General features: G+C 62.0%; 20 protein-coding genes. 8 read left to right on the plus strand and 12 right to left on the minus strand.

Annotated features, from left to right (window positions below):
- Window positions 1–7 precede the first annotated feature (7 nt).
- The 7 genes from RG836_RS24325 to RG836_RS24355 all read right to left on the minus strand — a co-directional run bounded on the left by RG836_RS24325 (window position 8) and on the right by RG836_RS24355 (window position 8,380).
- Window positions 8–1,072 (minus strand): imelysin family protein, encoded by a 1,065-nt coding sequence (locus RG836_RS24325; protein WP_310850244.1) that lies wholly within the window; start codon window positions 1,070–1,072, stop codon window positions 8–10.
- A gap of 23 nt (window positions 1,073–1,095) precedes the next feature.
- Window positions 1,096–2,523, minus strand: a complete 1,428-nt coding sequence (locus RG836_RS24330) for a di-heme oxidoreductase family protein (RefSeq protein ID WP_310850245.1) — start codon at window positions 2,521–2,523, stop codon at window positions 1,096–1,098.
- Window positions 2,524–2,702: 179 nt separating this feature from the next.
- On the minus strand, window positions 2,703–4,070 hold the full coding sequence (locus tag RG836_RS24335; protein ID WP_310850246.1) for an imelysin family protein: 1,368 nt from the start codon (window positions 4,068–4,070) through the stop codon (window positions 2,703–2,705).
- Window positions 4,071–4,221: 151 nt separating this feature from the next.
- Entirely contained in the window at window positions 4,222–6,273 is a 2,052-nt protein-coding gene (locus RG836_RS24340) for a putative bifunctional diguanylate cyclase/phosphodiesterase (protein ID WP_310850247.1), read from the minus strand.
- 323 nt (window positions 6,274–6,596) lie between these two features.
- A complete protein-coding gene (locus RG836_RS24345; protein ID WP_078049978.1) occupies window positions 6,597–7,193 on the minus strand; it encodes a superoxide dismutase in 597 nt (198 codons plus the stop codon).
- A gap of 176 nt (window positions 7,194–7,369) precedes the next feature.
- Window positions 7,370–7,972, minus strand: a complete 603-nt coding sequence (locus RG836_RS24350; protein WP_310850248.1) for a LysE/ArgO family amino acid transporter — start codon at window positions 7,970–7,972, stop codon at window positions 7,370–7,372.
- Window positions 7,973–7,978: 6 nt separating this feature from the next.
- Complete coding sequence (locus RG836_RS24355; protein ID WP_310850249.1) at window positions 7,979–8,380, minus strand: ACT domain-containing protein; 402 nt, start codon at window positions 8,378–8,380, stop codon at window positions 7,979–7,981.
- Between the two features lie 96 nt (window positions 8,381–8,476).
- On the opposite strand from RG836_RS24355, the gene RG836_RS24360 reads away from it, so the two are divergent.
- The 4 genes from RG836_RS24360 to RG836_RS24375 all read left to right on the plus strand — a co-directional run bounded on the left by RG836_RS24360 (window position 8,477) and on the right by RG836_RS24375 (window position 12,431).
- Window positions 8,477–9,376, plus strand: coding sequence for a LysR family transcriptional regulator ArgP (locus RG836_RS24360; RefSeq protein ID WP_310850250.1), 900 nt, complete (start codon window positions 8,477–8,479; stop codon window positions 9,374–9,376).
- 94 nt (window positions 9,377–9,470) lie between these two features.
- Window positions 9,471–10,463: an NAD-dependent epimerase/dehydratase family protein gene (locus RG836_RS24365; RefSeq protein ID WP_310850251.1), complete on the plus strand. Its 993-nt coding sequence runs from the start codon at window positions 9,471–9,473 to the stop codon at window positions 10,461–10,463.
- A 117-nt stretch (window positions 10,464–10,580) separates the two neighbouring features.
- The gene (locus RG836_RS24370; protein WP_310850252.1) at window positions 10,581–11,456 is read left to right on the plus strand and encodes an ATPase; all 876 of its coding nucleotides are present in this window, start codon (window positions 10,581–10,583) and stop codon (window positions 11,454–11,456) included.
- Between the two features lie 126 nt (window positions 11,457–11,582).
- Window positions 11,583–12,431 (plus strand): cache domain-containing protein, encoded by an 849-nt coding sequence (locus RG836_RS24375; protein ID WP_310850253.1) that lies wholly within the window; start codon window positions 11,583–11,585, stop codon window positions 12,429–12,431.
- Window positions 12,432–12,570: 139 nt separating this feature from the next.
- Here RG836_RS24375 and RG836_RS24380 read toward each other — a convergent pair whose 3' ends face one another.
- Window positions 12,571–14,088: an MDR family MFS transporter gene (locus RG836_RS24380; RefSeq protein ID WP_310850254.1), complete on the minus strand. Its 1,518-nt coding sequence runs from the start codon at window positions 14,086–14,088 to the stop codon at window positions 12,571–12,573.
- Window positions 14,089–14,354: 266 nt separating this feature from the next.
- Between RG836_RS24380 and RG836_RS24385 the strand changes: the two genes are divergently transcribed.
- Window positions 14,355–15,254, plus strand: coding sequence for a helix-turn-helix domain-containing protein (locus RG836_RS24385; protein WP_310850255.1), 900 nt, complete (start codon window positions 14,355–14,357; stop codon window positions 15,252–15,254).
- A 9-nt stretch (window positions 15,255–15,263) separates the two neighbouring features.
- Here the strand turns inward: RG836_RS24385 and RG836_RS24390 are convergent, their stop codons facing one another.
- Together RG836_RS24390 and RG836_RS24395 are read right to left on the minus strand one after the other, a co-directional pair.
- Window positions 15,264–15,440, minus strand: a complete 177-nt coding sequence (locus tag RG836_RS24390) for a hypothetical protein (protein ID WP_310850256.1) — start codon at window positions 15,438–15,440, stop codon at window positions 15,264–15,266.
- A gap of 131 nt (window positions 15,441–15,571) precedes the next feature.
- Window positions 15,572–16,477: a LysR family transcriptional regulator gene (locus RG836_RS24395; RefSeq protein ID WP_310850257.1), complete on the minus strand. Its 906-nt coding sequence runs from the start codon at window positions 16,475–16,477 to the stop codon at window positions 15,572–15,574.
- A 107-nt stretch (window positions 16,478–16,584) separates the two neighbouring features.
- On the opposite strand from RG836_RS24395, the gene RG836_RS24400 reads away from it, so the two are divergent.
- The gene (locus RG836_RS24400; RefSeq protein ID WP_310850258.1) at window positions 16,585–17,199 is read left to right on the plus strand and encodes an NAD(P)-dependent oxidoreductase; all 615 of its coding nucleotides are present in this window, start codon (window positions 16,585–16,587) and stop codon (window positions 17,197–17,199) included.
- Between the two features lie 2 nt (window positions 17,200–17,201).
- On the opposite strand, the gene RG836_RS24405 is transcribed toward RG836_RS24400, so the two are convergent.
- The gene (locus RG836_RS24405) at window positions 17,202–18,083 is read right to left on the minus strand and encodes a LysR substrate-binding domain-containing protein (RefSeq protein WP_310850259.1); all 882 of its coding nucleotides are present in this window, start codon (window positions 18,081–18,083) and stop codon (window positions 17,202–17,204) included.
- Window positions 18,084–18,242: 159 nt separating this feature from the next.
- On the opposite strand from RG836_RS24405, the gene RG836_RS24410 reads away from it, so the two are divergent.
- Both RG836_RS24410 and RG836_RS24415 read left to right on the plus strand, forming a co-directional pair.
- A complete protein-coding gene (locus RG836_RS24410) occupies window positions 18,243–19,880 on the plus strand; it encodes a 5-guanidino-2-oxopentanoate decarboxylase (RefSeq protein ID WP_310850260.1) in 1,638 nt (545 codons plus the stop codon).
- Window positions 19,877–21,325 (plus strand): aldehyde dehydrogenase family protein, encoded by a 1,449-nt coding sequence (locus tag RG836_RS24415; protein WP_310850261.1) that lies wholly within the window; start codon window positions 19,877–19,879, stop codon window positions 21,323–21,325. The genes RG836_RS24410 and RG836_RS24415 overlap by 4 nt, the downstream gene beginning before the upstream one ends.
- A 671-nt stretch (window positions 21,326–21,996) precedes the next feature.
- Here the strand turns inward: RG836_RS24415 and RG836_RS24420 are convergent.
- Complete coding sequence (locus RG836_RS24420; protein ID WP_310850262.1) at window positions 21,997–22,926, minus strand: AraC family transcriptional regulator; 930 nt, start codon at window positions 22,924–22,926, stop codon at window positions 21,997–21,999.
- Window positions 22,927–23,220: the final 294 nt, after the last annotated feature.

Below are 23,220 nucleotides of genomic sequence, written 5' to 3' on the forward strand. Positions count from 1 at the left end.
CTCACCCTCAGTCACCGTCGTTGGCATTGAAGCCCAGTTGAATACCCAGCGCCTTGGCCAACTCGCCTTCGTGCAGGCGATGGACCACGTTGAGGCTGTCGTAGATATCGTTGAGTTGCTGGCGCCCGGCGTCGTCGTTGAGCATTTCGGTCAACGAGCGCTGGTTGCTGGCGAACAGTTTGAGCGACGCGGCGTACGCAGCATCGATCTTGTCGGCCAACGGCTTCTGCTCGCTTGGCAACAGGCCGCGCAAGCCTTTGTTGTCGACGCCTTCCCAGACCGTTTTCGCGGCGTTGAGGCTGGCTTCGAGACCGCTCAGGGAAGACTGGCTGCGCCAGGCATCTGCCTGGAACGGCTGCGGCACACCTTTGCTCTGGCGGCCCATGGGCGTGCCGAGTTTTTTCTTCAAGGTATCCAGGGCGGTGACCTGGACCCGCAGCAGATCGGCGATCGCCTCGTGGGAATCGGCATAGCGCTGGTTCGGAAACTTGCTCATCTGCGCAAGCATGCCGTCGGTACTGTTCCAGCTTTTGAGAATGTCCTCGGCCAGCAGTTTCTGCCGTTCGGCGATGGCTTTGAGCAGCGGGCAGTACTTGGCTTTCTGAGTATCGTCGGCGACGCCAGGCTTGCTGTCGAACAGGATGTATTCGTAGGCCGACAGGCCTTGGACCACGACGCTGGACTTGGCCAATGCCGCCGCATCAATCTGCGGCTCGGCGACGACCAATTGCTCAACCTGACGGCCGACCAGGTTTTTCTTGTCCGGCCAGAACTGCACCTGCCAGGCACGATTGCCCTCGGCCAGCGGCCCGATCAACAGGGGCTGCAACTCGGCCCAGGCTTTTTGCGCGTGGAGGAAATCGGCGCGGGCGGTGTCGAGGTTTTCCTTGCCTTCGCAGTAGGCCAGGGCGCTGACCGCGAGTTGGCGATCGGCTTCGACCCAGCGGGTGTAAGTCGGCAGGATCACTGATTTGGCGATGGCCGCTGACGTCACTGCTTGCGGATCCTGCGGCGAGCAGGCACCGAGGGCGAGGGCGGCAAGGCTGGTGAATAGCAGTTTCGGTCGGAACATGTCGGGCTCTCGCTTTTAACGGTCTAGAGAGAATTCAGGAACGCCAGCAACGCGGCACGCTGCTCGGCATTAAACGATAAAACCTGTTGCTGCGCCGCTTTCGCTTCACCGCCGTGCCAAAGCACCGCCTCGAGCAGGTCGCGGGCGCGGCCGTCGTGCAAAAACTGGGTGTGACCGCTGACGGCCTGGGTCAAGCCGATGCCCCATAACGGCGGGGTACGCCAGTCGCGGCCGCTGGCTTTGAATTCGCTGCGGTTATCCGCCAGGCCTTCGCCCATGTCGTGCAGCAGCAGATCGCTATAAGGGCGGATCACTTGATTGGCCAGTTCGGGTTCGGCGGCCGTGGCAGATGTGGTGAAACTCGGCGTGTGGCAGGCCTGGCAGCCGGCCTGGAAGAACAGATTCTTACCCGCCAGCACTTGCGGCGCACCGACCTCGCGCCGCGCGGGCACGGCCAGGTTGCGGCTGTAGAACAGCACCAGGCGCAGAATGTTGTCGCTGACTTCCGGCTCGCCGTCGGCGCCGTTGCCGTTGGGCGCCTGTTTGCAGGCGGTTTGGCTGTCGGTGCAGTCATCGGCAAACTTCAGGCTCGTGGTCAGGCCCATGTCGCCGGAAAACGCGTGCACGTTCTGTTGATTCAGATTTGGCTGTCCGGCCTTCCAGCCAAAGCGGCCGAGCACGGTTTTCTGCTGGGCGTCATCCCACACCTGATTCGGCCGGCCGTTAATACCTTTGTGCGCCTTGGCCTGCGCGGCGGCGTTGGCCAACAGGTCGGCTTCGGGAATCGCTTCGAGCAGACCCAGGCCAATCATCGGTGGCGCGACGCGGGCCGAGAAGCGGGTGTCCGGGTGCATCGGGCCGTAGCCCAGTTGCGTGATGCTCAGGGTCGGCTTGCGCAATTGCACTTCGGTGCCGTCCTTGAAGCGCACCGGTACGGCGGTGTAATCGACCCGCACCTTGCCCTCCGGGATCACGCCGGGGATGGCCATGTCCTGGAACTGGCCGCCGTAGACTGGCTCGGGCACCACGCCCAACTGTTCGATGACCTTGGCGTATTGCGGCGCGTCGGGAATCGACAGACGCACCAGCATCGACACCGCGTTTGGCGCATCGGGCGGCGGCGGATGACCGCGACCGTCCTTGATGTGGCAGTTCTGGCAGGCATTGGTATTGAACAGCGGCCCGAGGCCGTCACGGGCGGTGGTGGTCGACGGGGCGATGACCCAGGGGCTGCGGAAGAAGCTGTTGCCGACACTGAAATCCACACGCCGCGAGGGCGGCAGATTGGCGGAGGGCAGGGAAAAGGCATTCTGATCGGTCTTGCGCACGGTCGCCTGGCCGCCGGATCGGGCTTCGCCGGGTTCAGCCTGGGTGAAACGCGGGGCGTCATCGCAGGCACTCAGGCCCAGGGCCAGCAGCAGAGTGGACAAGCGAAGAGACAGCGACGGCATCAGACATCCTGGGAGAGGGGCAAAATCAAGGCGCAAAGTCTAACAGGGCGATGGGCTTTGAATAAGAGGAATTATCGTTTGGTTGCTGTGGCGCAGGATTTGAGAGCGTTCCCACAGGGGCCCATATGAAAAAGGCGACCCGAAGGTCGCCTCTTGTTCACGTACTCAGCCAGCGTTGATCAGAACTCGTGATCAGCGTTGTCCGGGTTCAGGTCGCTGATGCCGAGTTTACCGGCAGCGGCTTCGATCGAACCGGTCTGCTTGACCAGCGAAGCGATGGCGTCGCGTACGATCTGATTACCAGCGGTGTTGCCCGCGGCGATCAGTTGGTCGTAGTGCTCACCCTTGTTGGCGTGATCGACGATCACCTGCATCTTCGCCTCGGTGGCGGCCAGGTCGGCCTTCAGCGCGGTGTCGGTGGCGGCATCGGCTTTAGCAACCAGGGACGACAGGCTGGCGCCGGTCATTTTGGTGCCGTCAACGCGGGTGTACTCGCCGAGGTAGACGTTACGCACGCCTTTGGCATCGTAGAACTGCGAGTAGTGGGTGTTGTCGCTGAAGCAGTCGTGTTCGTCTTCCGGGGAGTTGGCTTCCAGGGAAACTTTCATCCGTTCGCCGGCCAGTTCGCCGAGGGACAGGCTGCCCATGCCGAACAGCATTTTGCGCAGGCCGGTTTCCGCCGGTTCGGCTTCCAGGGTGGCGCGGTAGTTGTCGGCCACGTTTGGCTTCCAGTTACCGACCATTTCTTCCAGGTCGCTGACCAGCAGTTCGGTAACGGCTTTCAAGTACGCACGACGACGGTCGTTATGACCACCGGTAGCGCCGGCGCCTTCCAGGTAGTCGGACGCCGGACGGTTGCCGGCGCCAGGGCCGGTGCCGTTCAGGTCTTGGCCCCAGAGCAGGAATTCGATGGCGTGGTAGCCGGTAGCGACGTTCGCCTCGGAGCCACCCAGTTCATTCAGGCTGGCGAGTTTTTCTGCGGTGATGTCCTTGACGTCAACCTTGTCTTCGCCGACCTGGATTTCGGTGTTGGCGATGATGTTGGCGGTGGCACCGGGGTTGCCCAAGGCGTGTTCGTAGGACTTGTCGACATAGTCGATCAGGCCTTCGTCCAGGGGCCAGGCGTTCACTTGGCCTTCCCAGTCGTCAATGATGGTGTTGCCGAAGCGGAACACTTCACTCTGCAGGTAAGGAACGCGGGCAGCGACCCAGGCAGCCTTGGCGGCTTTCAGGGTGTCGGCATCCGGCTTGGCGAGGAACGCGTCGATGGCGGTTTGCAGGGTTTTCGCAGTGGATTCGGCATCGCTGTAGACGGCGAAGACGATGTCGGCGTAGTGCGCGACAACGGCTTTAGCAGCGGCTTCGTCAACCGCGCCAGCGGCTGCGGGCGCAGCGGCCGGGGTTGGCGCTGGAGCCGGTGCAGCGGCGCTGGCGGCTGGAGTCGGCGCGGGAGCGGCAGCCTTGTCCTTGTCTTTGCCTTCGCCGCAACCGGCGAGGGAAATAGCGATGGCCAGCAGACTGGCGGTAGCCAAAGGCATACGAATCATGGCGAACATCCTGCTTCGTTGAATGATTGGACAGGCGCGGGGGTGCGCAAAACTGCGACATAATGCAAATCTTTCGCATTATGTGTAAAGGGTTGTAGCTGGAAATATTTCTTATTTAGCCGCCGGTTGCGCTGGTGTATGGCCCGGGGCGTTAAAGGATCGCGGCATTGGTGCGTTGCGCTTGCTTGAGATACGCGGCCAGCTCACGGGCCGGCAGCGGTTTGCTGTAGTGGTAGCCCTGACCTTCGTGGCAGCCTTCGGAGATGATGTAGGCCTCTTGCTCGGCAGTTTCCACGCCTTCGGCGATCACCTGCATGCCCAGGCTTTTGCCCAGTTGGATGATGGCGCGCACGATGGTCGCATCGTCGTCGTCATCCAGCAGGTCCTGAACGAAGCTCTTGTCGATCTTGATCTTGTCCAGCGGCAGGCTCTTGAGGTAACTGAGGGAGGAATAGCCGGTGCCGAAGTCGTCGATGGCGATCAGGGCGCCGGAGCGGCGCAGGCTCAGCAAATGTTGAGCCGCCGTGCTGATGTCTTCCATCAGGCCGGTTTCGGTGACTTCCAGCTCGAGGCTGCGCGGTGGCAAGCGGTACATCTGCAACAGGTTGTTGACCACTCGCGGCAACTCGGCGTGGTGCAGCTGCACGGTCGACAGGTTGACCGCCATGCGCAATTCGGCGAAGCCTTGGTCGTGCCATTCGCGCAACTGCTTGCACGCCTGGTCCAGCACCCATTCGCCAATCGCAATGATGGTGCCGTTCTGCTCGGCCAGCGGGATGAACAGGTCCGGCGGCACCAGGCCATGCTCCGGGTGCTGCCAGCGAATCAATGCTTCGACGCCGACCACCCGGTGATCGCGGTAGCTGATCTGCGGCTGATAGACGAGGTAAAACTGATTGCGGCTGAGGGCATCGCGCAGGTCTTTTTCCAGCTCGCGGCGCCGACGCATCTCGCTGTCGACACTGGCGATGTAGAACTGATAGCGGTTGCGCGATCGAGTTTTGGCCAGCGTCATGGTCTGTTCCGCTTTCTGCAGCAACTTCTCGGTGCTGTCACCGTCTTCGGGGAACAGGGTGATGCCGATGGTCGCGCGCAGACGGATTTCATGATGATCGAGGGCGAACGCCGCTTCCAGGTCATCGAGGATGCTTTGCGCCAGTTCGGCGGCTTCGTAAGGTTGTTCGATGTCGGCCTGGACCAGGGCGAATTGGTCGCCACCGAGGCGGGCGAGAGCGCCGAGGCGTCCGCTATGGCCGCGCAGGCGATCGGCCAGGGCCAGCAGCAGTTGGTCGCCGGTCTGGTAGCTGAATTGTTCGTTGATGCCTTTGAAGTCATCGAGGCCGACGCATAACACCGCGACCCGGCGCTGCAACTTGCCGGCGTCCACCAGGATTTTGTCCAGTTGGTGCTGCAATTGCTGACGGTTCGGCAGCCCGGTCAGGAAGTCGTACTGGGCCATGCGTAACAGGCTGTTTTCCGCTTCGTGACGCAGGTGCGTGTTGCGCTCGATCGATTCGAGCAACTGGTTGGCGGTGTTGATCCAGATCCCCAGCTCGTTTTTCTCGTGGCCCTTGAGTTGCGGAATCTTGTGCTCGCTGGGGCGATCCGGGTTGATCTCGGTCAGGTGTTCGATGATCCGCGACAACGGTTTAGTCAGCAGCCAGTGGTAGACCAAATAAAGCACCAGCCCCATCGCCAGGGCGCGAAGCACGCCCGAGATAAAGATAATGACCGAGCTGACAATGAAGCCCTGGCCATACGTGGCGGTGTCGAGGGTGATGCTCAGGTCGCCGTAATATTCGCTGTACGGACCGCGACCCACCAGTTGCGTGGTGAAGGTGCGTTCCTGGCCGAGAATCAGATCGGTAAGCCAGCGGCTGGGGGCGTGTTGCAGGTCACGGGATTTTTCCGCCAGCATGGTTTCATTGGGATGGCCGATCGAGGCCTGGCGCACGGCGTCGTCCTGAAACAGGCCTTCAATCACTTGCATACCCATCTCGCGATCAAGGCTGTAGACGGCCTGGGTCGAAGGGTCGCGAAACATGTCGAGGATGCGTTCGGCATCACTGGCGACGGCTTGACGGGTTTTGTAAGCATCGAAAACGATCTGAGCACAGCTCAAGACCACGCCGACGATCAATGCCGACAGGAGCACGACCCGGAGCAACTTCACCGACAAGCTGTTCTTGAGTTCCAGCTTCAAAGGGGTATTCCTTGTTCCGTGCGGGTAGCGTCAAGTTGCCATGAGTATTGGCAATCCCGGTGTGGCAGTCAAAGGGACAATCCATCACAGCACAATCACTATGCCATTACCGGGGTTTGGTCTGAAGCTTCGGCCACGTTGCAGTCATCCGCAGCAAGGCGGGCCATTAGTACTGTGTCGGTTGGCGGTGCCTGGAACTTGAGCGCCTCGAACCAATTTTCGTCGTGTTGATGTTAGTTGGCCTTGGCGTGGGAGCAAGGCAATGAATCCGCGGCATAAAAAAACCCGGCCATGTCAGCCGGGTTTTTCATGAGGCGCGAAACTTAAGCGGTGAAGGTTTTGCCTTCGAACTGCTCAGCAACGAACTTCCAGTTGACCAGGTTCCAGAACGCTTCGACGTACTTAGGACGAACGTTGCGGTAGTCGATGTAGTAAGCGTGTTCCCAGACATCGCAGGTCAGCAGCGGAGTGTCGCCGCTGGTCAGCGGGTTGCCGGCGCCAATGGTGCTGGCCAGGGCCAGGGAACCGTCAGCTTTTTTCACCAGCCAGCCCCAGCCGGAACCGAAGGTGCCGACGGAAGTCTTGGTGAATTCTTCTTTGAATTTGTCGAACGAACCGAACGAAGCGTTGATGGCTTCAGCCAGGGCGCCGGTTGGTTGACCACCGGCGTTTGGCGCCAGGCAGTTCCAGTAGAAAGTGTGGTTCCAGACCTGAGCGGCGTTGTTGAAGATGCCACCCGAGGAAGACTTGACGATTTCTTCCAGGGTCTTGCCTTCGAACTCGGTGCCTGGCACCAGGTTGTTCAGGTTCACGACGTAGGTGTTGTGGTGCTTGTCGTGGTGATACTCCAGGGTTTCCTTGGAGATGTGCGGCTGCAGGGCATCGTGTGCGTACGGCAGCGGCGGCAATTCGAAAGCCATGATAATTCTCCTAATCAGGTCAGTTGCGGTGAGCGCAAGGCCGATCACGGGCGGCCAAACAAGCGCCGGGGAGTTTGTACTCTTTGCGGCGCAGGGTTCGGATCATAGCACCGGGGTGGCGGCATAACCACGCAACAACTGTGTGGAATAGAGGTTCCAGAGCCGTTTGGAATAAGTCACGGCGCCCTGATTAATTGAAACGCTACCGCGAACATCATCAACGCCACCAGCAGGTCGAGAATCCGCCAGGTACCTGGCCGTGCCAGCCAGGGTGCCAGCCACGCAGCGCCCAGGGCCAGGCTGAAAAACCACAGCAACGACGCACTGGCCGCGCCCACCACGTAGGCCCCAGGCTCAGTTTGTTGCGCACCGAGGGAGCCGATCAGCAGCACAGTGTCGAGGTAGACGTGCGGGTTGAGCAGGGTCACCGCCAGGGCGCTCAATAACACCGCCCGCAGTGAGCGCACGGTCTGTCCTTCACCTTGTTGCAGACTTTGCCGGGAACACGCGCGGCGCAGGGCTTGGGCTCCGTACCACAGCAAAAACAGCGCGCCGCCCCAACGCGCCACCGCCAGCAATGTTGGGTTGTGCGCCAGTACAGTCGCCAGGCCGAACACCCCGGCCGCCACCAACAGCACATCGCAGACCACGCACAGCGTTGCCACCGGCAAGTGGTGTTCGCGGCGCAGACTTTGCGCCAACACAAAGGCATTCTGGGTGCCGATGGCCATGATTAACCCGGCGGCCACCAACAGACCATTTACGTAGCTTTGCCACATATCAAGTTACTCCGCGTCCGCCGCCAGTTGCCGCAGCACCGCCATCGCATGCTCGGCGTCGGCCTGCCCGACGAACAGATGATCGTGGTAGTAGCCGGCAATTACGTTGCAACTGATCCCGGCCTGACCCAGCGCGGTGGCGAAAGCGGCGGTCAGACCCACGGCTTCGAGAGCCGAGTGCACGTTCAGGGTGATCCACGCAGCGACGTAATCGAACGGCAAACCGGCCCGATCGGCGTGGGAACGTTCGAGGATCACCGTCAGACCTTCCTGTTCGCGGAAGCTGCCAATCAACTCCACGCCGGCGGGCAAGCGACCATCGGCCAAGGTGCAAAACACATACTCTCCGGGGTTCAACTGGGGGCTCATGCTGCGCAGCAGGGTCGCGAGGGAAGTTTCGCCGGCCATGGAAAATGTCCTGTAGGAAAGAAGCGTGCTGGCCATTCTCCTTAACGAGGCTGTATAAGGAAAACCAATAATCCTGATCGCTCATTAGGAGAACTGATGTTTGACTACAAATTGCTCTCCGCCCTGGCTGCCGTGGTCGAGCAGGCAGGGTTCGAGCGTGCGGCACAGGTGCTGGGGCTGTCGCAGTCGGCGATTTCCCAACGCATCAAGTTGCTGGAAGCACGGGTGGGCCAACCCGTGTTGATCCGTTCAACGCCGCCAGCCCCCACCGACATAGGCCGACGCTTGCTCAACCATGTGCAGCAGGTGCGACTGCTGGAGCGCGACCTGCAAAGCCTGGTCCCGGCACTGGACGAAGAAGGTCTACCGGATCGCCTGCGCATCGCGCTGAACGCCGACAGCCTGGCGACCTGGTGGGCTGAGGCAGTGGGGCCTTTTTGCACGGAGCAGCGAGTGTTGCTCGACCTGGTGGTGGAAGACCAGACCGTTGGCCTCAAACGGATGCGCGCCGGCGAAGTCGCGGCCTGCGTCTGCGCCAGTGAACGGCCGGTGGCGGGGGCGCGCAGCGTGTTGCTAGGGGCGATGCGTTATCGCGCACTGGCCAGCCCGGCCTTTATCGCCCGGCATTTCCCCGAGGGTGTGCGTGCTGAACAACTGCCGCGCACCCCGGCCCTGGTGTTTGGCCCGGACGATTTCCTACAGCATCGCTACCTCGCGTCCTTAGGCGTCGACGGTGGTTTCGAGCACCACTTGTGCCCGTCGTCTGAAGGCTTTATTCGCTTGGTCGAAGCCGGGATGGGTTGGGGCCTGGTCCCGGAGTTGCAGGTGCGCGAGCAACTGGCGCGGGGCGATTTGCTGGAGCTGCTGGCAGATAAGCCGATCGATGTGCCGTTGTACTGGCATCATTGGCGCAATGGTGGCCAGTTATTGGCGCTGTTGACTGAGCGTCTGACCCGATCGTCCCGACAATGGCTGGTGCCTCTGCAGCAGCCATAAGCGTCAAGCTGCAAGCGGCGAGCGAAATGCTTGCGGCGTTTTTAACCGGCGGCTTGTTGTTTGAAGTTCGCCACTGCATTCGTTGGAGCACTACATGAAAATTCTGGTTACCGGCGCAAGCGGCTTCATTGGCGGGCGCTTTGCGCGTTTCGCGCTGGAGCAGGGCCTGGACGTGCGGGTCAATGGTCGCCGGGCCGACGGCGTCGAGCATCTGGTGCGCCGTGGTGCCGAGTTTATTCAGGGGGATCTGAGCGACCTCGAGCTGGTGCGCGACCTGTGCGTCGACGTCGACGCCGTGGTGCATTGCGCCGGTGCGGTGGGCACCTGGGGGCGTTATCAGGATTTCCATCAAGGCAACGTCCAGGTCACGGAAAACGTGGTCGAGGCCTGCCTCAAACAGAAGGTTCGGCGCCTGGTGCACCTGTCGTCGCCGTCGATCTATTTCGACGGCCGCGATCACATGGACCTCACCGAAGAACAAGTGCCCAAGCGCTTCAAACATCCTTACGCCGCAACCAAATACCTGGCCGAACAAACGGTGTTCGGCGCCCAGGAATTTGGCCTTGAAGTACTCGCCCTGCGGCCGCGCTTTGTGACCGGCGCTGGCGACACCAGCATCTTCCCGCGCTTGCTGAGGATGCAGCGCAAGGGACGGCTGTCGATCATCGGCAATGGTTTGAACAAAGCCGATTTCACCAGCATGCAGAACCTCAACGAAGCGCTGCTCAGCAGTTTGCTCGCCAGCGGTTCGGCCTTGGGCAAGGCCTACAACATCAGCAACGGCACTCCGGTGCCGATATGGGATGTGGTCAATTACGTGATGCGCCAAATGGACGTCCCACAGGTCACGCGCTACCGTTCCTACGGGCTGGCGTACAGCGTCGCGGCGCTCAACGAAGCAGCGTGCAAAATATGGCCGGGGCAACCGGAGCCGACCCTGTCGCGGCTGGGCATGCAGATCATGAACAAAAATTTCACCCTCGATATCAGCCGTGCGCGGCATTATCTGGACTACGAACCGAAGGTCAGCCTGTGGACGGCCCTCGACGAGTTCTGCGGCTGGTGGAAAGCCCAGGACATTCGCTGACAACAATGCCGGAACTGTCCTACTGAACCGAGTCGCGGGTTCAGGGTCAATCGGGGCGGTGTGGGCGTTATACTTGCCGCATCCTGCCATCACCGCGTTTTTACAAAGGTTGCCTCAATGTCCATGCGTAACGATGCCAACGACGATTTTGACGATGTACCGAGCCTGCGCGCCGACCCGCTCGATGATGACGATGATTTCCCGCCCACCGCCCGCACTGCCGTGCATTCGCGCACCGCGCCCGTAGTCAAGGTCAAGAGTGCCAGCACCGGGCCGCTCTGGGCGTTGGTCGGCGCGCTGTTCTTCGCGTTCGCCGGCCTGGCCTGGTGGAGCTTTCAGCAGATTTCGCTGATGGAGCAGCAGTTGGTAGCGACTCAGGAAAGCTTTGCGCGGATCAGCGAGGAAGCGGCGGGGCGCTTGCAGGATATTTCCGGCAAGGTCGTGGCCAGTCAGAGCAACGTCAGCAGCGACAGCGAGGCGTTGAAAGCACAGATCAAACAACTGCAAGCCGCGTTGCAGGATCAGAGCAAAGAACAGCAAGGCGTGGCCGGCCAGGCCAGCGACCTCGACAAGCGCTTGGCGCAAATGTCGGCGCAGACCAGCGATCTGGATAAGCGCCTGACCCTGGCGACCAGCCACGCCACGGAACTGCAAACCGCCAACACGCAACTGCAGGCGCAGGTGAAAAGCCTCAGCAGCGACCTGGCGGCGTTGAAGAGCGCCCCGACCGACACCAGCAAGGTCGATGCCCAATTAAAAAGCATCGGGGCCGACATTGCCGCGCTGAAGAAGCAGGGCAACCCGAGCGCAGCCATCGAACGGCTGGAGCAAGACATGATCGTGCTCAAAAGCGAGCAGGATAATCGTCCGGCCGGCGCGCAAGGCGCTTCGAGCACTGCTGAGTTTGACGCGTTCCGCGGCCAGATCACCCGCAACATCAACACCCTGCAAGCGCAGATCCAGAACCTGCAACAGCAGCTCAACGCGCGCTGATTGGGCCAGACTCATTCCCGGCGCGGTCGGGAATGATTTCCTTACACACTGCCAATCAGCGAATTCCGACGTCCCCTCCATTGCCGTCTACGCTCTTGAAACACCAATAAGATCGAGGGATGCGCAATGGGGTTTCTGCACAAGTCAGCCTGGCTGAGCGTAATGCTGCTATTGAGTCTGGGGCTGGCTCAAGCCGCCACCACGGAGCAGGAAGACGCCCGCGCCGCCAAGGCGCTGCTGGAAAAAGCCTTGGCTTACTACCATGACAACGGCGACAAAGCGTTCGCCGCGTTCAGCCGTCAGGGCGAGTTCGTCGACAAGGATCGCTATGTGTTCGTGGTCAACACCCAAGGCGTAATGCTTGCCAGCGGCGGACCGTCTTCCGTGCTGATTGGTCGCGACGTGTCCAACGCGCTGGAGCCCGATGTTCGCAAAGGTTTCCAGGAAGTCTTGAAAAAGCCGGAAAGCAACGGCATCCAACAGACCGAATACCACTGGCGCAACTGGGCCGATGGCAAAGTCGAGCGCAAGCATGTGTTCTATCAGCGGGTCGGTGAACGGATTCTTGCGGTCGGTTATTACCAGCCCCGCGCTTCTGCTGAACAGGCCAAGGCTCTGCTCGACAAAGCCGCCGCCGACCTGACCAAGGACGAAAAGGGCACGCTGACTGCGATCAACTCCCTTAAGGGCGGTTACCTGCAGGATGACCTCTATGTATTCGTCGTCGACCTCAACACCCGACGCTACCTCGGCCATGGCACGACGTTGCGATTGATCAACACCGACTTTTCGCGAATCAAGGATCCGGAAGGCAAACCGGTGGGTGAGCCGATCCTGCAAATGATGGCGACCCAGGATCAGGGGGAGTACGAATACCGCTGGAAAAACCCGGTCACCGCCAAGGTCGAGGACAAACACGCCTACCTGAAAAAGGCCGGGCATCTGTTGGTGGCAGTGGGGTATTACAGCCCTTGAACGATGTTGGACCTCGACGGCGACTTCCGTGGAGTGGCGTGGCGAGGGAGCAAGCTCCCTCGCCACAAACCGCGGTCACGCCACAAAAAGCTATCTCTCCACGCTAGCTACCTCGCCAGCAAAGCAGCAGCGCCGAGGCTTAGCGATCTGCATGTTCGCGCCCGCGCAGCACCTTGTTCGGCATCACCAGCGCCGCCGCCAGCCCAAGCAGGGACACGGCGGCGCTGACCATCAGCAAGTGGCGGAAGGTCACCAGCAACTCAGCGCGCAGCGCGTTTTGCGCATCGCCCGGCGCGGCGTTCAGGCCGTCGAGCAGCACGTTGCCGGAATGCCCTTCGGCCATCAGCGAAGAACCGGCCAGGTGCGCAAAGCTTGAGTCCTGCAGCAGGGCCAGCAGCAACGCTGACATCAATGCCACGCCCACCGCGCCGCCCAGCGAGCGGAACAGATTGGTGGTGCTGGTGGCCACGCCGATGTCGCGCTGCTCCACTGAGTTTTGTGTCCCCACCAGCGAAGTCGGGAACTGCATGCCGCTGGCGATCCCGCTGAGCAACATGAACAGGCTGCTCAGCAGCAATGCGTCCGGCGCGCTGAAGGCCATGCCCATGATTGAGATCGGCATCAGCACTGCGCCGGTGAGGATCATCGGTTTGTAATGACCGGTCACCGAGGTGCGGCGCCCAGCAAAGTACGCGCCGATCGGCAGGCCCATGGCCAAGGGCAGCAAGTGCAGGGCGGCGCTGTCGGCACCGGCACCGGTCACGCTCTGAAAGCGCAGCGGCATCAGCACAATCAGGGAAATCGCCTGGAAACTGGTGAAGAAAATCGTGCTCCAGCACAGCACTGCACTGCGGTTGGCGAACAGATGCATCGGCAGCAACGGCTCCCGGGTCCGCCGTTCATGCCAGACGAACAGCCCTAGCACCAGCACGGCACAGGCAAACAATCCCAGTACTTCGGCGCTGCCCCAGGCGTACCCTTGGCCGACCTCGGTGATCGCCAGCAGCAATGCAGTCAGGCCGATGATCATCAACACTGTGCCGAGGTAATCGATGATCGGCTTGCGCTGTGGAATCGGCAGCCCGACCAGGTTGCGGTTGGCCACCCACCAGGCGCCGAGGCCCAGGGGCAGGTTGATCAGAAACACCCAGCGCCATGACAGGTATTCGGTCATGTAGCCACCGAGCACCGGACCGGCCACGCTGGCCACCGCGTACATGCTGCTGAAATAACCTTGATAACGACCGCGCTCCCGGGGCGGCACGATGTCACCAATGATCGCCTGGCTGACCGAGATCATGCCGCCAGCGCCGATGCCCTGGAAAATCCTCGCCAGCACCAGTTGTTCCATGCTCTGCGCCAGGCCGCAGAACAGCGAGGCGAGGGTGAAGAGCCCCATGCCAAACAGCATCAACTTGCGTCGACCATACAAATCGCCGAGCTTGCCGTAGATCGGCACGGCCACGGTCATCGCCACCATGTAGCCGGAAATCACCCAAGCCAGCAGGCTCACATCCTTGAATTGTGCGGAGATGGCCGGCATCGACACGGCAACGATGGTCTGGTCCAGGGCACCGAGGAAGATCGCCATCATCAAGGCGACCAACACGCTGCGGATGGCGGGTTTGGGCGATTCGGGCTGATTGAGATTGGTCACGGGGCGGAACCTGCGGGCAGTGTGGGTCCCGCCGGGAACGAGCGAGCGGGGATGCTCGCCAGTGTAAGTCGATAGCAGCCTATTCGATAGCCTCGCATGGTGTTTTCCCCGTAAGCTGCGGATGCCGTTGGGTCATTTTTATGGATTGAGTGCTTGCATTTTTCACTGGCGAGTCCGTCAATTGAAGGTGAACACTCAGTCGCTAGCGGTACATTCTGCCAATCGGCGCCATTGTCGCCCGCCACCTCGAGGCCTGGATTGAAGTGATGAACACGCCTGACCTGCCTTCGATTCCGCTGTTCAAGCTGTACGGTGAAAGCCTGGACTGGCCGACCCCTGACTTGCTGCACTGCGAGACCATCTCCAACCGCAGCCGCGAACATCAGTGGGAAATCAAACCCCACCGCCACGATGATGTGTGCCAGTTGCTGTTCGTCTTCAAAGGTCAGGCCGAGCTTGAAGTCGATGGCAAACACACGCAGTTGTCCGAATCGGCGATTCAGGTCCTGCCGCCGTCATCGGTGCATGGCTTCCGTTTCTCCGAGGACGTCGAAGGCTTCGTGCTGACCTTGGCGGCGCCGTTGATAGCCCATCTGCAAGGGCAATTGGGCAGCTCCGCCGGCGGTTTCGCGCACCCCGACAGCTACCCGACGGGCGCCGACAGCGACTACCTGAACAGTCTGTTTTCCTCATTGCTGGGCGAGTACACCGGCCATCAACCGGCGCGGGACATGCTCATGCACTCGCTGGTCAGCGTGATCATGGTCTGGCTCAGCCGTCAGGCGATGCAGCGCCGCGCCGCGAGCCAGCGTCCGCAACGGGCGCGCGACTACCTCAACGGCTTTATTCAGCTGGTGGAAGAAACCTATCGGCAACACGTCAAGGTCGAGGACCTGGCCCATCGCCTGGGCATTTCCGTGTCGCACCTGAACGGCACTTGTCGCGAACTGGCGGGGCAACCGGCCTTGCAGATCATGCACGAGCGGCAATTGCTCGAAGCCAAACGGCTGCTGACTTTCACCAGCATGACCATCTACGAAATGTCCGAAGTCCTCGGCTTTTCCGACCCGACCAACTTCACCCGGCTATTTCGCCGGCGCGTCGGAATTTCGCCAAAGGCTTTCCGCGACCGCTTGAAGGCCGATCAGGACAACGGCGAAACCTGAGCCCGTCGATCAGCGAAGGGCGTTGAGCGTCGCGTTATGAGGGATGCAGCGTTCGACGCTGCAGCTCGCGTATTCCCGAGGCAACTGGCGCAGCTGCTCGACGCGCCAGGCCGCCGCGCCGTACAGCGCCATGGTCGCGGCGCAGGTGATGAAAATCGCGAAATATCTTCTTGTTTTGATGTTCATGGCGGTGGACCTCTGAACGAAATACCCGTGGGTACTGCATTGAGCATAGGTCAGCCATAGCCGGTTGCCAGCACCGCCAGTCTTGTCATTATCGCGTCATTCAGATCGCTGATGAGTCAGTGGGCAATGCCCTACAGCCCGACATCCCAAGCCGGTTGTTCGGGAAATCGCAGCACCAGGAAATCCAGCAGACTGCGCAGCGCTGGCGGCATGTGCTTGCGCGAGGTGTAAACCGCGTAAATGCTTTGCGAGCGCGGTTCCGCGTGAGGCAGCAGGCGCACCAGGGCGCCGCTGCGAATCAGATCGCCGGCCTGGAAACTCGGGAGCATCGCCACTCCGGCGCCGGCCATCGCGAATTGCATCAAGGTCCCGGCGTCATTGGCCAGCAGGTTGCCGTCTACCGGTACGCAAACCTGCTCGCCCGCCTGCTCGAAATGCCACAGATTGCGCCCGAAGTACGAGTGCGTCAGGCAGTTGTGCTGGCTCAAATCCTCGACCCGGAGCGGTATCGGATGCTCAAGCAGGTAGGCGGGCGACGCACAGATCACTGAGCGGCACGCGGTCAGGCGCCGGGCGATCAGGTTGGGATCGACTTCGTTGGTCAAGCGAATCGCCAAGTCGATGCGCTCCTCGACCAGGTTCACCGTGCGGTCGAGCATCTGCAAATCGATGCTCACCGCCGGGTAACGCTGCACGTATTCCACCATCGCATCGGCCAATTGCGCCTGGCCGAACGAGGTGCTGACGCTGACCCGCAGCAGGCCCCGTGGCGCGTCTTGCGGTGCGCTGCCGATGGCCTGGATGTCACCGGACAGCTCAAGCATTTGCCGGCAGCGGGGCAGCAACTCGGTACCGGCGGCGGTCAGGCTCAGTTTGCGTGTGGTGCGATGCATCAGGCGCGCGCCGATCCAGTCTTCCAGTTCCGCCAGGTAGCGCGAAACCACCGGCCGTGACAGCTCCAGATGATCCGCGGCGGCGGACTGGCTGCCGAGGTCGACCACGCTGACAAACACTTGCATTGCCTGTAGACGGTCCATGATTTGCCCGATTTGTGAAACAAACTATGGCGCAGCATCGCATTTTTTGTACCGGGATCGGCAACTAAGCTCCGTACCCAACGAACCACAACCTGCAGGAGAACGTCATGAGTTCTATCGCAATCATCGGGGCCACCGGTCGTGCCGGAAGCCAACTGCTGGAAGAAGCCCTGCGTCGCGGTCATCGCGTCACCGCCATCGCCCGTAATACGTCAGGTGTCAACCCCCGGTCCGGCGTCGTGGCGAAGGATGTCGACGCTTTGGATAGCCACGCGCTGCAAGCCGCCGTGCAAGGTCACGATGTGGTGATCAGCGCCGCACACTTCGCCACCGTACCGGCCAGTGCCGTGATCGGGCCAGTGAAGCAGGCCGGGGTGCCGCGCTTGCTGGTGGTCGGCGGTGCCGGTTCGCTGTTGTTGCCGGACGGTAAGCGTGTGATCGACAGCGAGGGCTTTCCTGAGGAGTACCGTGCGGAGGCCAGTGCCGGCGCGCAATTCCTTGCGCAGTTACGCGAGGAAACAGCGCTGGACTGGACCTTTCTGTCGCCCTCGGCCGAGTTTGTCGAAGCCGAGCGCAGGGGGGAGTTCCGTCTCGGCAGCGAGCACTTGCTGGTGAGCGCCGCCGGGCGCAGCTGGATCAGTTTCGCCGACTACGCGGTCGCATTACTTGACGAAGTCGAAGCGCCCAAGCACTCGCGGCAGCGCTTTACCGTAGGCTATTGAGATCAGCGCATCCGAGCCTGCTCGACCAGCCACGCCGTCAGCTCGAGCAATCGGGCTGACGGCGGGTTTTTCTGCGGGAACACCACGTAATACGCCAGGCCGGTTTTCACTTTCAGGTCGAATGGCATCACCAGGCGCCCGGCATTGAGGTCTTCGCCGATCAGCGACCAGTCACCGATGGCCACCCCGGTGCCCTGAGCGGCCATCGACATCGCCAGGTCCAGGGTTTCAAAGTGCTGACCCTGGCTGACGTTACTCAAACGCACGTTGGCGCTGCTTAGCCAGGCGTTCCAGTCCCGTTCATCGAGGGTCGGGTGCAGCAGCAAATGCTGTTGCAGATCCGTTGGCGAGCGCAACGGGTTCGGGCCTTCGAGCAAGGGGCGAGAACAGACTGGCGTCAGTTGCTCATCGAACAAATGCTGCGAGCTCAGCATCGCCTCCGGCGCCGCGCCGTAGATCACCGCCGCATCAAATTGCTCGCGCCGAAAATCGATGCCGTGCTTGACCGTGGTGGTCAGTTGCACCGGCACCTCCGGTCGTTCCTTCTGCCATTGCAGCAACCGTGGCAACAGCCAGCGCATCACGCAGGTCGGGGCCTTGAGTTGCAGGGTCTGGCGTTTTTCGCCGATCTGCTCGACCGCCTCGCCAATCAAACCGAACACCTGCTGTACCCGTGGCAGCCATTCGCGGCCCTCGGCGGTCAGGCTCAAGCCTCGGGCCTGGCGGATGAACAACTCATAACCCAACTGCGCTTCCAGCCCGGCGATCTGCCGGCTCACCGCACCCTGGGTGATGTGCAACTGCTCGGCGGCGCGGGTGAAATTGCAGCACTGCGCGGTGATCAGGAAGGTGTGCAGAGCCGGGAGCGGGGGCAGTCGTTTCATGGCAGTCCAAGGTATGACGTGAAGTCATGGCTAGTATGACTTTTTATCCATTGTTGCGGCCAGCGCTCGCCCGTTCCAATGCGGATATACCTGGGGGCTGTTGCGCGGCATAAACACTGCGCAGGCCCGGCGTCTCAAGCGAACAAGAAGGACAAAGACATGGCGACGTGCGGCGAAGTGTTGGTCAAGTTACTCGAAAACTACGGGGTCGAGCAGGTGTTCGGCATTCCCGGCGTGCATACCGTGGAGCTGTATCGCGGGCTGGCCCGTTCGAGCATCCGCCACGTCACCCCGCGCCACGAACAGGGCGCCGGCTTCATGGCCGACGGCTATGCGCGTACCAGCGGCAAACCCGGTGTGTGCTTCATCATCACCGGCCCCGGCATGACCAACATCACCACTGCCTTGGGCCAGGCCTATGGCGATTCGATCCCGATGCTGGTGATCTCCAGCGTGCAGAGCCGTTCGCAACTGGGCGGCGGGCGCGGCAAGCTGCATGAACTGCCGAACCAGGGCGCGCTGGTCGCGGGCGTGGCGGCGTTCTCCCACACCTTGCTCTCGGCAGCGGAATTGCCCGCGGTACTGGCCCGTGCCTTCGCGCTGTTCCAGGCCGGACGCCCGCGCCCGGTGCACATCGAAATTCCTTTGGATGTGCTGGTGGAAGAGGCCGATGAGTTGCTCGCCAGCCTGCCGATCACTGTCGACCGTGCCGGTGCGTCGCCCAGTGCCGTGCAGCGCATGGGCGCGAGGCTGGCCGAGGCCAAGCGGCCGTTGATCCTGGCCGGTGGCGGCGCGATTGACGCCGCTGCCGAACTGACTGAACTGGCCGAGTTGCTCGACGCTCCGGTGGCGCTGACCATCAACGCCAAAGGCCTGTTGCCGTCGCGCCATCCGTTGCTGATCGGCTCGACCCAGAGCCTGGTGGCCACCCGCGCGTTGGTGGCCGAGGCCGATGTGGTGCTGGCGATCGGCACCGAACTGGCCGAGACCGATTACGATGTGACCTTCGCGGGCGGCTTCGAGATTCCTGGCGATTTGCTGCGGATCGACATCGACCCGGACCAGACCGTGCGCAATTACCCGCCGCACCTCGCGCTGGTGGCCGATTCGCGCCACGCGGCCCAAGCGCTGCTCGACGCCTTGGCCGCGCACACCTTAACTGCGCGCCGCGACGACTGGGGCCATGTGCGAGCCGCCGGTTTGCGAGAAGCCTTGTCGAGCACCTGGGATGCGCCGACCCAGGCCCAGACGCTGTTCCTCGACACTGTGCTGCAGACTTTGCCAAACGCGGTGTTCGTCGGCGATTCGACGCAACCGGTGTACACCGGCAACTTGACGTTCAACCCTGAGCGCCCGCGCCGCTGGTTCAACTCATCGACCGGCTACGGCACCTTGGGGTACGCCTTGCCGGCAGCGATTGGCGCCTGGCTCGGTGGCGCGGTCGAGGGCGGCAAGCGCCCGCCGGTGGTGTGCCTGATCGGCGACGGCGGCTTGCAATTCACCCTGCCGGAACTGGCCAGCGCCGTGGAAGCGCGTACCCCGGTGATCGTGCTGTTATGGAATAACCAAGGCTACGAAGAGATCAAGAAGTACATGGTCAACCGTGCCATCGAACCGGTCGGCGTCGACATCTACACCCCGGATTTCATCGCAGTCGCCAAAGGCCTGGGCTGTGCGGCCGAAGCGGTCAGCGGGGTCGAGGCGCTGCGCCAGGCCTTGCGCGCGGCCAGCGATCGCCAAGGGCCGACGCTGATTGAAATCGATCAGGGGCAATGGATGCGGGCGGTGGCGCGATGAATTTTCCGACGACACTGGAAGGCCTGTACATCGACGGTCAGTGGTCGGCCGGCGGCGAACACCTGCGCGTGATCAACCCGGCTACCGAGGCCCTGCTGACTACCGTGATCGGCGGCGATGCCGAGGCCGTGGATCGCGCGGTCAGTGCGGCGAGTCGGGCGTTCGGCGCCTGGTCGACAACCTCGGGCGCCGAGCGAGGGGCAATCCTGCGCCGGATTGCCGCCGGGGTCAGCGCCGGTCGCCAGCAATTGATGCAGCTGCAAGCCACCAACAACGGCAAGCCGCTGTTTGAGGCGGCGATCGACGTCGATGATGTGATCGCTACGTTCGAGTATTACGCCGGATTGGCTGAAGGTCTGGATGCCGCCCAGGACAGCCCCGTGGCGTTGCCCAGCGATGGATTCAGCGCACGCTTGCGCCGCGAACCCTGTGGTGTGGTCGGGCTGATCGTGCCGTGGAATTTCCCCATGGTCACCACCGCCTGGAAACTCGCCCCGGCTCTGGCCGCCGGCTGCTGCGTGGTGCTCAAGCCGTCGGAAGTCACGCCGCTGCCGGAGCTGGAACTGGCGACTATCATCGCCGAATCCGGGTTGCCAAACGGCGTGTTCAATCTGGTCTGCGGCACCGGGATGGCCGTCGGCGCACCACTCACCGCCGACCCAAGGGTGGCGAAGATTTCCTTCACTGGCAGCAACGCGGTTGGCGTGCAGGTCATGCAAAGCGCGGCGGAAACCGTCAAAGGCGTGAGCCTGGAACTGGGGGGCAAATCATCACTGCTGGTGCTCGCCGACGCCGACCTCGACCTGGCGGTGGAACTGGCCTGTGGCGGAGGTTTCTTCAATGCCGGGCAGATGTGCTCGGCCACCAGTCGGGTGCTGGTGGCGCAGGAGTTGGCGGAGGCTTTTCTCGCGCGCCTCAAGTCCCGCGCCGAGGCCATTCGCGTCGCCGATCCGTTCGATCCCGCAGTGGAAATGGGCGCGTTGGTCAATCAGGCGCAGTACCAGCGAGTGCTGGGCCACATTGATCGTGGATTAAGCGCCGGGGCACGGCTGCTGTGTGGCGGCCAGCGTCCGGCGGAGCTGCCGCGCGGCTATTTCTTGCAACCGACGGTGTTCACCGACGTGCCGCTGGACAGCGAGCTGTGGTGCGATGAGATTTTCGGCCCGGTCATTTGCGTGCGCCGTTTTACGTCGGAAGCTGAGGCGATTGCCTTGGCCAACGACACGCCGTTTGGTCTGGTGGCCAGTGTGGTCAGCCGCGACCTGGTGGCGGCGGAGCGGGTGGCCAGTGCACTGCAAGCGGGGCTGGTGTGGATCAATGCGCCGCAGGTGATCTTCCCGCAGACGGCGTGGGGCGGTTTTAAGCAAAGCAGCATCGGCCGCGAGTTGGGGCCGTGGGGGTTGCAGGCGTTTCAGGAGGTCAAGCACGTGATTCGCGGGCTTTGAGCTCCCGCGACCGCTTCGGGTGGGCGCGAGCTTGCCCTGTGGGAGCTGGCTTGCCAGCGATGGCTTTGTTGCAGGCGCTGGATTGTTTAAGGGTGTACATATCCATTCCTTTGGTGATGGCTGATATAGGTTCCGCTCTTACAGCGGGTTACTTGGAAAAGCGCCAAGTAACCAAGCGCTCTAATCCCCTCCATTCGGTGCCTCGTCTAGGCTCGGCATGCCTTCACTCCGGCCTTGCTCCGTGGGCCCGTCGCCATCGGCCATCCCTGGCCGGGGGCGGCTAACCCGGCGTCCTGCCGGGTTGCCCACTGCGCAAGACCTGCGTTCAGCCTCTGGTTAACGGGGCAGAGCAGATCAAAAGCAGGCGGCCTTATAGCCGACCTGGCTTCGGGTTGTACGCGTCCCCCCTGTGGGAGCGAGCCGGCTCCGGGCGGCGTTCCGACGAAGGCGTCGAGCCTGCTGGCGAATTTCTCGAAAACACCATAGACCCTGTGGGAGCTGGCTTGCCAGCGATGGCGTCAGCCCAGTCGACACTTCATTCCTGACCCACCGCCATCGCGGCCAAGCCCCACACAGGGATCTCCAGTGTTCCTGGCATTCGCATCCACCTCAAAACCTGTGGGAGCTGGCCTGCCAGCGATGACGTCAGCCCTGACGCCACAGCCCCCGGCTCAAACACTCATCCGCAATCGCGCCAGGTCTCTGGACGGCGGTGCGCCGAACAGGCGGCTGTATTCGCGGCTGAATTGCGAGGGGCTTTCGTAGCCCACGCGGTAGCCGGCGGCCGAGGCTTCGATGCCTTCGGCGAGCATCAGCCGTCGGGCTTCTTGCAGGCGCAGTTGCTTCTGGTACTGCAGCGGGCTCATGGCGGTCATGGCTTTGAAGCGGTGGTGCAGGGTCGACACGCTGAGATTCACTTCCTTGGCCAGTTCATCGATGCGCAGCGGCTGTTCGTAGTGGCCGTTGAGCCATTTCACCGCTTGGCTGACCCGATGGCTCTGGCTGCTGGCGACGGCGATTTCATACAGCCGATGCCCCTGCTTGCTGCGCAGCAGGCGATAGAGGATCTCCCGGCGAATCAGCGGCGCGAGCATGGCGATGTCTTTCGGGGTGTCGATCAAGCGGGTCAGGCGCAGGACTGCGTCGAGCATCGGCGCGTCCAGACGTTCGACGTACAAGCCTCGGCCGGTGGGCCGGGTGGGTACGCCAAGCGGGCCGGCGTCGGCGATCAACGCGGAGATTTCCGCCGGATCGATGTCCAGGCGCACCGCGAGGATCGGCTCTTCGGACGTAACGTTCACCACCCGACCGGTCAGCGGCATCGACACCGAAACCACCAGGTAATTGAGCGGGTCGTAGTTGAAGCATTCGTCCGCCAGCCGCACTTCCTTGCGCCCCTGAGCCATGATGCACAGCGCCGGTTGCGCCAGCACCGGGGCGAATTGGTGGGTGCGGCTGTGCCTGGACATGAACAGCGCATCCACGGCGGTGGCGTAGGTGCCATCCTCCGAGGTGCTGCGGTCGATGATGGCCGCCAGTTCCGCCCGCTGCTTCTCCAGTTCGGCGTCCAGCGGGGCTTCAAGGTGTTCGAGCGACGACATGAGCGGGCATCCTCGGTCAGGCTGGGGGATGGACAGAGCTTATGTTTGTGCAAGCGTAAGCGGTAGACACATCCTGTCAGATGCTTGCCTGATTCTGCAGCGGTTTGTTTAAAGGTAAAGCGCGCAGGGACTAAACCGCTTCAAACTTGCTTGAAACACTCAGTAACAGGTGCGAGCGTTAAACAGATCGACGCGCCGAGGTTTCGTCCTACAACCGCAGGATTGTGCAACAGCGTGACAGGAATCGACTAACGGCCCCTGCGTGGCGGCCCGTAACCTTTGATCCTGTCGCAG

It is taken from the genome of Pseudomonas rhizozeae (assembly GCF_031583775.1).
GTDB lineage: Bacteria > Pseudomonadota > Gammaproteobacteria > Pseudomonadales > Pseudomonadaceae > Aquipseudomonas.